Genomic DNA, 14,580 nt, shown 5'->3' on the forward strand with positions numbered 1-14,580 from the left:
CCTCATGAGCACCGAGCCCACCACCATCCGCTGGGAACAGGACGACACCGGCGTCGTCACCCTCGTCCTCGACGACCCCGGCCAGTCCGCCAACACCATGAACCAGGCGTTCCGCGAGTCCCTGGCGGCGATCACCGACCGCCTGGAGGCCGAGAAGGACAGCATCCGGGGCGTCATCTTCACCTCGGCCAAGAAGACCTTCTTCGCCGGCGGCGACCTGCGCGACCTGATCCGCGTCACCCCGGAGACCGCCCAGGACCTCTTCGACGGCGGCATGGCCATCAAGCGTGACCTGCGCCGCATCGAGACCCTCGGCAAGCCCGTCGTCGCCGCCATGAACGGCGCGGCCCTCGGCGGCGGTTACGAGATCGCCCTCGCCTGCCACCACCGCGTCGCCCTCGACGCCCCCGGCTCCAAGATCGGCTGTCCCGAGGTCACCCTCGGCCTGCTCCCCGGCGGCGGCGGAGTCGTCCGCACCGTCCGCATGCTCGGCATCACCGACGCGCTGCTCAAGGTGCTCCTCCAGGGCACCCAGTACAACCCGCGCCGCGCCCAGGAGAACGGCCTGGTCGACGAGGTCGCCGACAGCCGCGAGGACATGCTCGCCAGGGCCCGCGCCTTCATCGACGCCAACCCGGAGTCCGCGCAGCCCTGGGACAAGCCCGGCTACCGCATCCCCGGCGGCACACCGTCGCACCCGAAGTTCGCGGCCAACCTGCCCGCCTTCCCCGCCAACCTGCGCAAGCAGACGGCCGGCGCCCCCTACCCGGCGCCGCGCAACATCATGGCCGCCGCCGTCGAGGGCTCCCAGGTCGACTTCGAGACCGCCCAGGTCATCGAGGCCCGCTACTTCGTCGAGCTGGCCGCCGGGCAGACCTCGAAGAACATGATCCAGGCGTTCTTCTTCGACCTCCAGGCCGTCAACTCCGGCGCCAACCGCCCCCAGGGCATCGAGCCCCGGAAGGTCACCAAGGTGGCCGTCCTCGGCGCCGGCATGATGGGCGCCGGCATCGCCTACTCGTGCGCACGCGCGGGCATCGACGTCGTCCTCAAGGACGTCGCCCTGGAGTCGGCCGTCAAGGGGAAGGGCTACTCCGAGAAGCTGTGCACCAAGGCCGTCGCCAAGGGCCGTACGACCCAGGAGAAGGCCGACGCCCTCCTCGCCCGCATCACGCCGACCGCCGAGGCCGCCGACCTCGCGGGGTGCGACGCGGTCATCGAGGCCGTCTTCGAGGACACCTCGCTCAAGCACAAGGTCTTCCAGGAGATCGAGAACGTCGTCGCCCCCGACGCGCTGCTCTGCTCCAACACCTCCACGCTCCCCATCACGGCGCTGGCCGAGGGCGTCGAGCGCCAGGTGGACTTCATCGGGCTGCACTTCTTCTCGCCGGTCGACAAGATGCCGCTCGTCGAGATCATCAAGGGCGAGCGGACCGGCGACGAGGCGCTCGCGCGCGCCTTCGACCTGGTCCGGCAGATCAACAAGACGCCGATCGTCGTCAACGACTCGCGCGGCTTCTTCACCTCCCGGGTCATCGGCCACTTCATCAACGAGGGCGTGGCGATGGTCGGCGAGGGCGTCGAGCCCGCGTCCGTCGAGCAGGCGGCGGCCCAGGCCGGCTACCCCGCCAAGGTGCTCTCCCTGATGGACGAGCTGACGCTCACCCTCCCGCGGAAGATCCGCAAGGAGACCAGGCGGGCCGTCGAGGAGGCCGGCGGCACCTGGACCGCGCACCCCGCCGAGGCCGTCATCGACCGCATGGTCGACGAGTTCGAGCGCCCCGGCCGCAGCGGCGGCGCCGGGTTCTACGAGTACGGCGAGGACGGGAAGCGCGCGGGCCTGTGGCCGGGCCTAAGGGAGCACTTCACGAAGCCCGGGTACGAGATCCCGTTCCGGGACATGCAGGAACGCATGCTCTTCTCGGAGGCGCTCGACACGGTCAAGCTCCTGGAGGAGGGTGTCCTGACCTCCGTCGCCGACGCCAACATCGGCTCCATCCTCGGCATCGGCTTCCCCGGCTGGACCGGCGGCGTCCTCCAGTACGTCAACGGTTACGAGGGTGGCCTGCCCGGCTTCGTGGCACGCGCGCGTGAGCTGGCCGACCGCTACGGCGAGCGCTTCGCGCCGCCCGCGCTGCTGGTGGAGAAGGCCGACAACGGGGAGGTCTTCACCGACGGCCGCTGAGCAGCGCCTCAGCCCGGGGCGGCGCGGTCGTCCTCGCCGCCCCCGTCGATCCACTCCCGGATCTCCTCCCGCAGCGACCGCTGGAAGGTGGTCAGCAGCGCCTGCACGACGAGCGGGTGCATGTGCGCGGACAGGGACCGCACATCCCGCGCCCCGTTTTCGGCGACCGCGTCACGCAGCAGCCGCGACAGGTCCCGCGCGGCGGCGCGGGAGTGCTCCAGGAGGGCGGTGCGGGCCGCGAGCACCGTCTCGGGGGAGAAGGGCACGTCGAGCAGTTCGACACCGAGCCGGAGCAGACCGGTGTCGACCCGGTGGACGTCACCGCCCGGGGCGTCCGCGTCCCGGACGACCACGTCCATCGCCGCCAGCCGGTCCACCTCCTCGTCGGTCAGCGGCCGGCCGGCCCGCCGGTCCAGTTCCCCGCGCGTGACGCGCTCCACCGTCTGAGGCGCCCAGGAGGCCACCACCGCGCGGTGCAGCGCCAGGTCGTGCTCGCTCAGGTCGGGCGGCAGCTGCCCCAGGTACCGCTCGATCGCGGCCAGGGTCATGCCCCGGTGCTGCAACTCCTCGATCAGCGCCAGCCGGGCCAGATGCTCCCTGCCGTAGTGCCCCACCCGGCGCGCCCCGATCACCGGCGGCGGCAGCAGCCCCTTGGTGCCGTAGAAGCGGACCGTGCGCACGGTGACGCCGGCCCGCGCGGCCAGCTCGTCGATCGTGAGGGTCGGCTCCCCGGCGTCGGTCGTCGTCATGTGCAGCAGTATCGCTGTCTCACCAGTGCTGTGAAACCTCTTGCGCACCAGGTGGAGACCGCCGACGGATCTTGTGAGAAGTCACGCTGTGTGACATGGGCCACCGCATGTCCGCGCAGCGTCTGGGAAGGTGCCGACTTGGTCTGTGCCGCGTCAAGGGTGGTGCGGGCCCGAGACACAGGTACGGACGACTCGGGCGCACCCCGCCCGAGCGCACCAGAGAGTGGAACCACCCGTGAGCAAGGACGCCGTCGACACGGCACAGGTCGCCGCCCACCCCCAGGCGACCGGGACCATCCCCGCGGACGCGGGCGACGCCGGATACAGCAAGGGCCTCAAGGCCCGTCACGTCAACATGATCGCGATCGGGGGCGCGATCGGCACCGGCCTCTTCCTCGGCGCCGGCGGCCGCCTGCGCGACGCGGGCCCGGCGCTCGCGATCGCCTACCTCGTCGCAGGCGTCTTCGCCTTCTTCGTCGTCAGAGCCCTCGGCGAACTCGTGCTCTACCGGCCCTCCTCCGGGTCCTTCGTGTCGTACGCGCGCGAGTTCCTCGGCGAGAAGGGCGCCTACGTCGCCGGCTGGATGTACTTCCTGAACTGGTCGACCACCGGCATCGCCGACATCACCGCGATCGCGCTGTACACGCACTACTGGAGTATGTTCACGAGCATCCCGCAATGGGTGCTCGCCCTGATCGCCCTCGCGGTGGTCCTGGCCGTCAACCTCATCTCGGTCCGGATCTTCGGCGAGATGGAGTTCTGGTTCGCGATCATCAAGGTCGCCACGCTCATCGGCTTCATGCTGATCGGCATCTTCCTGCTGGCCACCCAGCACGACGTGGGCGGCCAGACCCCGGGCGTCAGCATGATCAGCGACCACGGCGGCATCCTCCCGCACGGCGTGATGCCCGTGGTCCTCGTCATGCAGGGCGTGATCTTCTCCTACGCGGCCCTGGAACTGGTCGGCGTCGCGGCCGGCGAGACCGCCGAGCCCGAGAAGATCGTCCCGCGCGCGGTGAACTCGATCATGTGGCGCGTCGCCCTGTTCTACGTCGGCTCCGTCGTCCTGCTGGCGCTGCTGCTGCCCAGCTCGGTCTACTCGGGCGACCAGAGTCCCTTCGTCACCGTCCTGTCGAAGATCGGCGTCCCCGCCGCCGGCGACGTGATGAACCTCGTCGTCCTCACCGCGGCGATGTCGTCCCTGAACTCCGGCCTCTACTCCACCGGCCGCATCCTGCGCTCCATGGCGATGTCCGGCTCGGCGCCCAGGTTCACCGGCGTGATGAGCCGCAGCCAGGTGCCGTACGGCGGCATCCTGCTGACCTGCGCGGTCTGCGTCCTCGGCGTCGGCCTGAACTTCCTGATGCCGAGCAAGGCCTTCGAGATCGTGCTGAACGTCGCCTCGCTGGGCATCATCAGCACCTGGGTGATCATCATGATCTGTCACCTGGTCTTCGTCCGCCGGGCACGCGCGGGCCTGGTCGAGCGCCCGCACTTCCGCCTGCCCGGCAGTCCGGTGACGGAGATCGTCACGATCGTCTTCCTGCTGGCCGTGATCGTCCTGATGTGGAACGACCACGAGGTCGGCCGCAAGACCGTGCTGCTCGTGCCCGTGATCGCGGTGATGCTGGTGGCGGGCTGGTTCGGCGTCCGGCGCCGGGTGGCGCGGAACGCCGAACAGCAGAAGCTGGGCGGACCCACCGGGTAGCGGGAAGCACCGGCTCCACGGCCGCAGTGGTGGCCCCCTGGGGGCCGGGGCAAGGGCTTCGTCCTGGCCCTGTCGCGCCGCCGGCCGGAGCCGGAGGCGGCGTAACGCGCCTGCGAGTCCAACGAGCCCGTGCGCTACGACGCGATCGACACGGCGCTCGGCCGCCTCGCCGACAAGGCGGCCGAACTGGACGCGTCCGTGCACATGCCCCGCATAGGCTGCGGCCTGGCCGGGGGCAAGTGGTCCCGCGTTGAACCGCTCGTCACCGGCCGTCTGGCCCGGCGCGGCATACCCGTGACCGTCTACGACCACGGGGACGCCCCCTGAGGCCCGCCCGCTGACAGCGCTCGGGCCGTCGGCGGCCGGGCCGTCAGTGCCAGTGCCGTCAGTGCTCGTGCACGTCGTTCGTCGCGGCGATCTTCCGCCACGACCGGGGCTGCGCGGGCGTGTCCGAGGCCTTCGCGAGGGATGCCGCGCGTGCCGCCGACGCGTCCGGCTTCGACGGCTGGAACAGCCACGTGTCGAACAGCGCGGCCAGCGGCCTGCCTGAGACCTCCTCGGCGTACCGCTGGAAGTCGGCGACCGACGCGTTGCCGTGGGCGTACCGCGCGGGCCACCCCTTGAGGACGGCGAAGAAGTCCTCGTCCCCGATCTCGTTGCGCAGCGCCTGGACGGCGAGCGCGCCCCGGTCGTAGACCGCGAGGTCGAACTGGTTCTCCGGCCCCGGGTCACCGGGCTTCACCGTCCAGAACGGATCGTCGGCCGGGTGCGAGGCGTACGTGTAGTCGGCCAGCTCCTGCGCCGTGCCCTCGCCCTCGTGCTCGGACCACAGCCACTGGGCGTACCGCGCGAAACCCTCGTTGATCCAGATGTCCTTCCAGCCGCGCACGGACACCAGGTCGCCGTACCACTGGTGGGCCAGTTCGTGCACGACCACGGACACGTTCGACCCGTTCGCGAACTGCCGCGGGCTGTAGAACGGCCGGGTCTGCGTCTCCAGCGCGTACCCGGTGTCCGTGTTCGGCACGTACCCGCCGAGCGCGTTGTAGGGGTACGGCCCGAAGTAGCCGGTCAGCCAGTCCGCGACCTCCCCGGTCCGCTCCACGCTGGCCCGCGCCGCGCCGTCGTTGGCGCCCAGGTCCTTGCTGTAGGCGTTGACGACGGGGATGCCGCTCTCCGTGGTCCCGGTGGTGAGGTCGAACCTCCCGACCGCCAGCGTGGCGAGATAGGTGGCCTGCGGCTTGTCGGAACGCCAGTTCCAGCGGGTCCAGCCGAGCCGCGAACGCGTCGACTGGAGCGTCCCGTTGGATATCGCCTGGGTGCCGTCCGGCACCTGCACGGACACGTCGTAGGTGGCCTTGTCGAGCGGGTGGTCGTTGCTGGGAAACCACCACGCCGCGGCCTCGGGCTCGTTCGCGGCGACCCCGCCGTCCGGGGTGCGGTGCCAGCTGGTGAAGCCGTACGCCTCCTCCGAGGACGGCACGCCGCTGTAGCGGACGACCACGGTGACGGGCGTGCCCTTGTCGAGCGGGCGCTTCGGGGTGATCTCCAGCTCGTGCTCGCCCGAGGTCGTGAACGACGCCTTCGCGCCGTTCACCCGTACCTCCCCGACGTCCAGCAGGAAGTCCAGGTTGAACCGCGACAGGTCCTCGGTGGTGCGGGCCAGGATCGTCGCCGTCCCCTCCAGCCGGTCCGTGGCCGGCTGGTACTTCAGGCGCAGGTCGTAGTGCGAGACGTCGTATCCGCCGTTGCCGTAGGCCGGGTAGTAGGGGTCGCCGATGCCCGGAGCGCCGGGGGAGTGGGCCGCCGCCGACGCCGGGATCGCCAGCATGAGGGAGGCGGCGCCCAGTGCGCCCGGCACGATGATTCTGCGGTGCACGAAAGCTCCAAGTCGTAGGGCCACGAAGTCTGTTCGAAGCCTATTCAGCTCCTGTGGACACCGTCATGTCCACAGCCACCCCTGTCACACGATCGCCATCCGGCCGTCATCAGTCACCCGTTGCCCTCTTCTGCGCGGGAGTTGACCGATGTACCGTCCGCGCATGCCGATACGCACGCGCTTCACGATCTGGAGACCGCTCGCTACGGCGGCCACGGCCGCACTCCTGGCAACCTTCCTCACGCCGGCCGCGACGGCGCACCCCGCACCGCGGCAGAGCGAACCCGTCCACTCCTACGAGAACGCCATCCGCGAGGCGGTCTGGGTGGACACGGGGTACGACGGGGACGGCGACGGCGAGGACGACCGCGTCGCCGTCGACATCGTCCGCCCGCGCGAACCCGCCCAGCAGGGCCGGAAGATCCCCGTCATCATGGACGCCAGCCCGTACTACTCCTGCTGCGGGCGCGGCAACGAGAGCCAGAAGAAGACCTACGACGCGGACGGCGACGTCGTCGGGATGCCGCTGTACTACGACAACTACTTCGTGCCCCGCGGCTACGCCTTCGTCGGCGTCGACCTGGCCGGCACCAACCGCTCCGACGGCTGCGTCGACGTCGGCGGACGCTCCGACATCCGGTCCGCGAAGGCCGTCGTCGACTGGCTGAACGGCCGCGCGAAGGCGTACACCGGCCGCACCGGCGGCGAGCGCGCCAAGGCCACCTGGACCAACGGCAAGACCGGCATGATCGGCAAGAGCTGGGACGGGACCATCGCCAACGGCGTGGCCGCGACCGGCGTCGAGGGCCTGGAGACCATCGTCCCGATCGCCGCCATCTCCTCCTGGTACGACTACTACTTCAGCCAGGGCGCCCCGCTCTACGACTCCGGCCCCGACTGGCTCTCCGACTACGTCAACAGCCCCGACGCCCGCGCCCGCTGCGAGGCCGTCCAGCAGAGACTCGTCGACGGAGCCCCGCGCAGCGGCGACCGGACCAGGCTCTGGACCGAGCGCGACTACGTGAAGGCCGCGAGCAAGGTGCGGGCGAGCGTCTTCCTCGTCCACGGCATGCAGGACCTCAACGTCCGCATGCAGCACGTCGGCCCGTGGTGGAACGCCCTCGCGAAGAACGGCGTCGACCGCAAGATCTGGCTCTCCCAGACCGGTCATGTCGACCCCTTCGACTTCCGCCGTGCCGAGTGGGTCGACACCCTGCACCGCTGGTTCGACCACGAACTCCTCGGCTACGACAACGGCATCGACCGTGAACCCATGGCCGACGTCGAACGGCACCCCGACCAGTGGGAGACGTCGAGGACCTGGCCGCCGCGCACCACGGCCCCCGCGATCCTGCGCCCGGCCGACGGCGCGCGACCGGGCGTCGGCACCCTCGGCCTGCACCGCGACCGCGGCACCGAGACCTTCACCGACGACCCGGCACTGAGCGAGACGGACTGGGCCGCGCACATCGACGCGTCCACGCCGGGCAAGGCCGGCTTCGTCACCGGCCCGCTCACCCGCGACCTGCGCCTGTCCGGCGCCTCCGAGGTCACGGTCACCGCACGGTCCAGCACCCCGACCGCCCACCTGTCCGCCGTACTCGTCGACCTCGGCCCCGACACCATCCGCGACTACGCGGCCGAGGGCGAGGGCATCACCACCCTCACCGACCGCACCTGCTGGGGACCGCGGACCGCGGGCGACAGCTCCTGCTACCTGGAGACGGCGGCGAAGACCACCGACGTGGACTACACCGTCGTCAGCCGCGGCTGGGCCGACCTCGGCAACCACGCCTCCGCGTGGCACGGCCGCCCCCTCACCCCGGGCAGGGCGTACACCATGACGCTCGACCTGGCCGCCACCGACCACGTCGTCCCGGCCGGTCACCGTCTCGCCCTGATCGTCGCGGGCACCGACAAGGGCCTCATCGACCCGCCCGCCGATACGCCGACACTCACCCTGGACCTCTCCCGAACATCGGCCCGCGTACCGTTCGTCGGCGGCACCGACGCCTTCGCGCGGGCCACCGCGGGCACGGCCGGCGCCACCGCGACACCCGCTCCCCTCGACGGCGTGAGCGCGCCGCCGCACACCACCCACCGCGTTCCGAAGGGAGCCCGATGAACCGTCTGCGCACCCTCACCGTGACCACCGCGGCCCTCGCCGCGTCCCTCCTCACCGCACCGGCCCACGCCGCCGACGCCGCGCACGACCCGCCCCGTACCGGCTTCGAGCGGACCAACGGCGCCCGCTGGACCACCCAGGCGGAGGAGCGGGCGCTGCTGGCCGCCGCCGACCGCGCGAGCGGCCGGGTCGACGTCGACCGCATCGGCACCACGAAGCAGGACCGGCCGGTGCGCCTCGTCACCATCGGCAGGCCCGCCGCGCCGAACACGGTGCTCCTCGTGTGCAGCCAGCACGGCGACGAGCCCTCCGGCCGCGAGGCGTGCCTGTCCACCGTCCGCGACCTGGCGTACGCCACCGACCGCCGGACCCGGCACTTCCTGGACCGCACCACCGTGTTGGTCCTGCCCACCGCCAACCCCGACGGCCGGGCCGCGAACACCCGCGGCAACAGCGACGGCGTCGACATCAACCGCGACCACCTCGCCCTGCAGACGGCCGAGGCCCGCGCGCTGGCAGCCGTCGTCCGCGACCGGCGCCCCGACGTCCTCTACGACCTGCACGAGTACGGCGCCACACCCCCGTACTACGACAAGGACCTCTTCGACCTCTGGCCCCGCAACCTCAACACCCACCCGCGGGTCCACGACGAGGCCCGCACCCTGTCCGGGGCGTACGTCCGTCCCGCCGCCCAGGAAGCCGGTTACTCGACCGGCACCTACGGCATCTGGACCGACCCGGTCACCGGAGACCCGATCAAGCAGACCGCCGGCGACGGCCAGGAACGCATCCTGCGCAACATGTCCGGCGTGAAACACTCGGTCGGCCTGCTCATCGAGAGCCGCGTCGACGCGCTCACCGACGCCGAACAGGCGGACCCCGCCCTGAACAACCGGCGCCGCGTGAACTCCCAGCTCGCGGCGCTCGACGGCATGTTCCGCTTCGCGGACCGGCGGCGCGGACAGGTCGAGGCGGCCACCGACGCCGCCCGCCGGGCCGGCCGCACCGACACCGGGCCCGTGTACCTCGGCGGCGCGGACAACGACCCGGCCGAAGCCGCCGAGGTGATCCAGGACCCGCCCTGCGGCTACCGGCTGACACATGCCCAGTACACGGACATTAGGGACGAGCTGGCTCTGCACGGTGTACAAGTGCGTTCGAACGGGGAGAAGGGCGCCTACGTATCGTTGCGCCAGCCGCTGCGCGCCCTCGTGCCGCTGCTCCTCGACGAGCGGGCGACATACCACCTGACGGCGGGTGAACCCGACACCCGCTGCTGAGGAGGTGAGTTCCGCGTCGCACGTGGTAAGGGCGTAGCGGACGACTATTCTCAGCCTCACCGACTTGAAAGGTGCCGTCTGTGACGCAGGACCCGAGTGACAAGGAACAGCACGAAAGAGGGACACTACCGGGGTCCGAGGCGGGCCTGCCGGGGCACGAGCACAAGCCCCAGACCGACCGCGTCGTCTTCGGCGTCACCGCGGCCCTGACCCTGGCCTTCGTCGTCTGGGGCGCCGCCGGCACCGATTCGCTGGAGGACGCCTCCGGCACCATGCTCAGCGGTCTGGTGCACAACGGCGGCTGGGCGTTCGTGCTGGCCGCCTCCGGTTTCGTCGTCTTCGCCCTCTGGCTCGCGGCCAGCCGGTACGGCCGCATCCACCTCGGCGCCGAGGGCGAGGAACCCGAGTTCAAGACCGTGTCCTGGATCGCCATGATGTTCAGCGCCGGTATGGGCATCGGCCTGATGTTCTGGGGCGTGAGCGAACCGCTGGCCCACTTCGACACGGCCCCGCCCGGCACCGACCCCGCCGACACCGGCGACCGCATGACGACGGCCATGGCCACCACCCTGTTCCACTGGACGCTCCATCCGTGGGCGATCTACGCGGTGGTCGGTCTCGGCATCGCCTACAGCACGTTCCGCAGGCGCCGCCGGCAGACCATCAGCGCGGTCTTCACACCGCTCATCGGGGAGAAGCACGCCAACGGCGTGAGCGGCCGGGTCATCGACATCCTGGCCATCATCGCGACGGTCTTCGGCTCCGCGGCCTCGCTCGGCCTCGGCGCGCTCCAGATCGGCTCGGGCGTGGAGCAACTCGACTGGATGGACAAGGTCAGCACCGGACTGCTGGTCGGCATCATCGCGGTGCTGACGGTGGCGTTCGTGGCCTCCGCCATCTCCGGCGTCGAGAAGGGCATCCAGTGGCTGTCCAACACCAACATGGTGCTGGCACTGCTCCTGGCCGTGTTCGTCTTCGTGGCGGGCCCGACCATCCTCATCCTCGACCTGCTGCCGACCTCGATCTTCGGCTACCTCGGCGACCTGCCCGCGATGGCGGGCCGCACGGAGATCAGCGGTGGCGAGGGCGTCGCGGACTGGCTGGGCAGCTGGACGGTCTTCTACTGGGCGTGGTGGATCTCCTGGACGCCCTTCGTCGGCATGTTCATCGCCCGCATCAGCCGGGGCCGGACCATCCGCCAGTTCATCGGCGGCGTCATCCTGGTCCCCAGCACGGTCAGCCTGGTCTGGTTCGCCATCTTCGGCGGCTCGGCGATGAGGCTCCAGGAGCAGAACCGGCTCGGCGACCAGACGACGCCGGAGGGCAGGCTCTTCGCCGTGCTCCAGGAGTACCCCATCGCCACGGCCACCAGCCTCCTGGTGATGATCCTGGTCGCCATCTTCTTCGTCTCGGGCGCCGACGCGGCCTCCATCGTGATGGGCACCCTCTCGCAGAAGGGCGCACTCGAACCCAGCCGCTGGGCGGTCGTGTTCTGGGGCGTCGTGACCGGAGCGGTCGCCGCCATCATGCTCCTGGTGGGCAGCGGCGAGGGAGACGCGCTCACCGGTCTGCAGAACCTGACGATCCTCGCGGCGGCACCGTTCGTAGTCGTGATGATCTTCATGTGCGTCGCGCTCATGCGCGACCTGCGCCGCGACCCCCTCATCGTGCGCGGCGAGATGGCCTCCGAAGCCGTCGAACTGGCCGTCATCGAGGGACACAAGCGGTACGAGGGCGAGTACGAGATCCGGATCGGACCGGGCGCCGGCACGGATGTGGAGGGCGATCCGATCGGCGAGCACCACCACCACTGACCGAGGGCGAGACCGAGGGCGGGCCCCGCACGGGGCCCGCCCCCGCCCGTGTCAGGGGGTGGCGAGCCCGGCCGCCTCCTGGGCGCAGCCCCAGGCCACCGTCACACCGGCGCCGCCGTGGCCGTAGTTGTGCACCAGCAGCCGCCCGTCCGGCAGCGTCTCGCGCTCCAGCCGCACCGCGTCCCTGGCGGGCCGCAGCCCCACCAGGTGCCCGAGCACCCGCGCGCCGGCGATCTCGGGCCGCAGCTCCGCGCACCGCCGCACGATCGCCTCCGCGACCCGCGGATCGGGATCGGTGGACCAGGCGTCCTCCTCGGCCGTCCCGCCCAGCAGGAGCCGGCCGGGCTGCGGCAGGAAGTACGTCGTCTCCCCGGAGTCCGCGTCGGCCGAGACCAGCCAGGTCCGGATGCCGGGGTTCTCCACGACGACCAGCTGCCCGCGCACCGGACGCACGGCCGGGTCCGGCACCAGCTCCCGGGCACCGAGGCCCGTGCAGTTCACCACGACCGGTGCCTCGGCCTCGGCCAGTGAGGCCACCGGGCGCGTCTCCACCACACCGCCCGCCGCCACCAGCCGTTCCCGCAGCCACGGCAGATGAGTCGACATGTCGATGAGCGGCAGCCGCGCCCACAGCCCCGGCCCCGCGTACTCCTCGGCCCGCGCCGCGCGCAGCCCCGGCAGCCGGGCCGCCGCCCACGCGCCCACCTCCTGGGGCCGGGTCTCGCCGAGCACCCCCTCGACCATGCGCACGCCGGTCTCCGCGGGCCGCGCCGCCAGCTCCTCGTACACGTCCAGGGAGCGCAGCGCCCACGCCTGCGCCAGCGCGACCGGCTCGATCCGGTACGGCCACCACAGCCCGCCCGCGACCACCGAGGTGGTCCGCTCGACGGGGTCCCGCGTCCACAGCCGCACCCGCCTGCCGCGCTCGGCGAGCACGACGGCCGTCGTCAGCCCGGTCACCCCGCCGCCGACCACGACGACTTCGTCATCCAGTTCGGTTTCCACACCGGGACGATAGGCCCTGCCCGGCGGAATGCCCCATGCCGGGCTCGAAGCGGCCCCGGCCCGGGAATACTCACCGCATGGCTGCCGAGTACACGACCTTCGGTCTGGCCCCGGCGACGCGCGCCGGTGGTGTCCGCACCGACGGCGACTTCCAGGTCCACCGCGACTTCGTGGACTTCGTCGTCGACGGACGACCCCTGCTGTTCCGGCTCTCCGACCTGGGCGCAGTCTCCCCGCTCGCCTCCGACGTGCCGCCCGCGATCTTCGCCGCACAGGTGCGCGGCCTCCTCCTGGAGACCGAGGCGCCGCTGCCCGGCGGCCGCCACGTCATCTACGGCTGCCCCGAGTGCGAGGACCTGGGCTGCGGCGCGGTGACCGCCGTCATCCTGCGGGACGGCGACGACTTCGTCTGGCGGGACTTCGCCTGGCAGACCGGCGACCACCCCGACCTGGAACGCAACTCCTACCAGGGCATCGGCCCCTACCGCTTCGCGGGCGCCGAGTACCGCGCCGCCCTCGCCGCCCTGCTCGACGGCACCGCGCGCTCCCGCCGCCGGGTCCTGCTGATCGACGCCCGCACCGCCCTCCTGGCCCGGCCGGCCGCCGCGCTGCGCACCATCGGCATCGGCGCCGACATCACCCAGGACGCCGGTGCCGTCCCGGCCGAGGAGCTGCGGACCTACGGCGCCGTCGCCTTCGGACGCGCGGTCACCGAGGAGACACGGGCCGCCGTGCGCCGGGCCTTCGCGGACGCCGGCGCGGACGTGACCGAGGTCGACGGCCTAGGGGGTATCGTTCGGGTCAGGCCGGCTCCAGGCAACGGCGCCTATGGAACCGAGCCGAGCGGGGGCGATGGGGGCCCCTCCCGCGCGAGCGAAGCCGAGCGTGGGGGAGCGTGCAGCCGCAAGGCGGAGGAGGGCGACAGGGCGGAGCCCTGGCAACCGACGACAACGCGGCTGGGGGTACCTCCCACGCCTTTAAGGCAGTGGGGGAGTGCGTGCCAGGCCCCGCGACCCCGGCGAGATCCAAACGACACCCCCTGGCCCCGATCGTCCCGCTGCTCGTCGCCCAGATCGAACACGCCCTGGACCCCGGCCCGGCCGAGCGGCGCCGGCTGACCCGCCTGACCGCGACCCGCACCGCCGCGGACGTCGAGGTCACCTCGGCCTGCCGGGTACGGCTCACCGCGTACCGCCTCGACCGGCTGCACCGCACCCACGTCCACGAGGTCTTCGACGGCGTGCTCGAACCGGGCGGCCACCGCCTGGCGCTGGACGCGAGGGCGGTGAAGGGGGAGGCCTTCGTGGTGGCGCGGACCTCGGGAAGCGTGCTGGTGACCGCGGTGACGCACGCGAAACCGGGCTGATCCGCTCCCGCGACGCCGTTAGGATCGAGGGCCTGATGACTGCCACCCTCGTCGCCAAGAACCTCGCCGCCGGCCACGGCGACCGCTCCCTGTTCACCGGGCTCGACCTCGTCGTCGCCCCCGGCGACGTGATCGGCCTCGTCGGGGCCAACGGCGCGGGCAAGTCCACCCTCCTGCGGATGCTCGCCGGGCTGACCGCGCCGGAACAGGGCGAACTGCGCCTGTCCCCGCCGACCGCCACCGTCGGCCACCTCCCGCAGGAGCCGGAACGCCGCACCGGCGAGACCGTCCGGGCCTTCCTGTCCCGCCGCACCGGCGTCACCGAGGCCCAGCGCATCATGGACGAGGCCACCCAGGCCCTGGTCGAGGGCGCCCCCCCCCCCCCCCACCCCACCAGCCCCAGACGCGTGCGCGGGCGGGGAGCCCGCGGCGCGCCCCCCCCACCGCACGCCCCCGGCACCACCCCACC

Annotated in this window: 10 protein-coding genes and 2 pseudogenes; 9 read left to right on the plus strand and 3 right to left on the minus strand. The window is 71.9% G+C overall.

Going from position 1 to position 14,580, the window contains the following annotated elements:
• Window positions 1-4 precede the first annotated feature (4 nt).
• Window positions 5-2,185, plus strand: a complete 2,181-nt coding sequence (locus ACFWR9_RS01885) for a 3-hydroxyacyl-CoA dehydrogenase NAD-binding domain-containing protein (RefSeq protein ID WP_383833945.1) — start codon at window positions 5-7, stop codon at window positions 2,183-2,185.
• Window positions 2,186-2,193: 8 nt separating this feature from the next.
• Here ACFWR9_RS01885 and ACFWR9_RS01890 read toward each other — a convergent pair whose 3' ends face one another.
• On the minus strand, window positions 2,194-2,934 hold the full coding sequence (locus ACFWR9_RS01890; RefSeq protein WP_383833948.1) for a MerR family transcriptional regulator: 741 nt from the start codon (window positions 2,932-2,934) through the stop codon (window positions 2,194-2,196).
• 235 nt (window positions 2,935-3,169) lie between these two features.
• On the opposite strand from ACFWR9_RS01890, the gene ACFWR9_RS01895 reads away from it, so the two are divergent.
• Together ACFWR9_RS01895 and ACFWR9_RS01900 are read left to right on the plus strand one after the other, a co-directional pair.
• Window positions 3,170-4,642, plus strand: coding sequence for an amino acid permease (locus ACFWR9_RS01895; RefSeq protein ID WP_383833951.1), 1,473 nt, complete (start codon window positions 3,170-3,172; stop codon window positions 4,640-4,642).
• Between the two features lie 39 nt (window positions 4,643-4,681).
• Window positions 4,682-4,969: pseudogene (locus ACFWR9_RS01900) on the plus strand (Appr-1-p processing protein); the annotation flags it as partial.
• Between the two features lie 58 nt (window positions 4,970-5,027).
• Here ACFWR9_RS01900 and ACFWR9_RS01905 read toward each other — a convergent pair.
• Entirely contained in the window at window positions 5,028-6,521 is a 1,494-nt protein-coding gene (locus ACFWR9_RS01905; RefSeq protein WP_383833954.1) for a M1 family metallopeptidase, read from the minus strand.
• Window positions 6,522-6,684: 163 nt separating this feature from the next.
• On the opposite strand from ACFWR9_RS01905, the gene ACFWR9_RS01910 reads away from it, so the two are divergent.
• The 3 genes from ACFWR9_RS01910 (at window position 6,685) to ACFWR9_RS01920 (ending at window position 11,740) form a co-directional block, all read left to right on the plus strand.
• A complete protein-coding gene (locus ACFWR9_RS01910) occupies window positions 6,685-8,646 on the plus strand; it encodes a Xaa-Pro dipeptidyl-peptidase (RefSeq protein ID WP_383833957.1) in 1,962 nt (653 codons plus the stop codon).
• Entirely contained in the window at window positions 8,643-9,926 is a 1,284-nt protein-coding gene (locus ACFWR9_RS01915) for a M14 family metallocarboxypeptidase (protein ID WP_383833960.1), read from the plus strand. Before ACFWR9_RS01910 ends, ACFWR9_RS01915 begins: the two co-directional genes overlap by 4 nt.
• A gap of 80 nt (window positions 9,927-10,006) precedes the next feature.
• The gene (locus ACFWR9_RS01920; protein WP_383833963.1) at window positions 10,007-11,740 is read left to right on the plus strand and encodes a BCCT family transporter; all 1,734 of its coding nucleotides are present in this window, start codon (window positions 10,007-10,009) and stop codon (window positions 11,738-11,740) included.
• Between the two features lie 51 nt (window positions 11,741-11,791).
• Here the strand turns inward: ACFWR9_RS01920 and ACFWR9_RS01925 are convergent, their stop codons facing one another.
• Window positions 11,792-12,745 carry an FAD-dependent oxidoreductase gene (locus ACFWR9_RS01925; RefSeq protein ID WP_383833966.1) on the minus strand — a complete coding sequence of 318 codons (954 nt, stop codon included), beginning with the start codon at window positions 12,743-12,745 and terminating at the stop codon, window positions 11,792-11,794.
• A 77-nt stretch (window positions 12,746-12,822) separates the two neighbouring features.
• Here ACFWR9_RS01925 and ACFWR9_RS01930 point away from each other — a divergent pair, with 77 nt between their 5' ends.
• The 3 genes and pseudogenes from ACFWR9_RS01930 to ACFWR9_RS01940 all read left to right on the plus strand — a co-directional run.
• Window positions 12,823-13,863, plus strand: coding sequence for an oxidoreductase (locus tag ACFWR9_RS01930; RefSeq protein WP_383833969.1), 1,041 nt, complete (start codon window positions 12,823-12,825; stop codon window positions 13,861-13,863).
• Window positions 13,785-14,111: pseudogene (locus ACFWR9_RS01935) on the plus strand (oxidoreductase); the annotation flags it as partial. The gene ACFWR9_RS01930 and the pseudogene ACFWR9_RS01935, both read left to right, overlap by 79 nt.
• Before the next feature lie 35 nt (window positions 14,112-14,146).
• Window positions 14,147-14,580 (plus strand): ATP-binding cassette domain-containing protein (locus ACFWR9_RS01940; RefSeq protein ID WP_383833972.1); only part of this gene is annotated, 434 nt, incomplete at its 3' end.

Origin of the sequence: Streptomyces sp. NPDC058534, from assembly GCF_042717365.1 — a bacterium.
In the GTDB taxonomy this organism is placed as follows: Bacteria; Actinomycetota; Actinomycetes; order Streptomycetales; family Streptomycetaceae; genus Streptomyces.

Coding starts and splice junctions, on each gene's coding strand:
- ACFWR9_RS01915 (WP_383833960.1), top strand. CDS start 8,643: ATGAACCGTCTGCGCACCCTCACCGTGACCACCGCGGCCCTCGCCGCG.
- ACFWR9_RS01930 (WP_383833969.1), top strand. CDS start 12,823: ATGGCTGCCGAGTACACGACCTTCGGTCTGGCCCCGGCGACGCGCGCC.
- ACFWR9_RS01890 (WP_383833948.1), bottom strand. CDS start 2,934: ATGACGACGACCGACGCCGGGGAGCCGACCCTCACGATCGACGAGCTG.
- ACFWR9_RS01910 (WP_383833957.1), top strand. CDS start 6,685: ATGCCGATACGCACGCGCTTCACGATCTGGAGACCGCTCGCTACGGCG.
- ACFWR9_RS01885 (WP_383833945.1), top strand. CDS start 5: ATGAGCACCGAGCCCACCACCATCCGCTGGGAACAGGACGACACCGGC.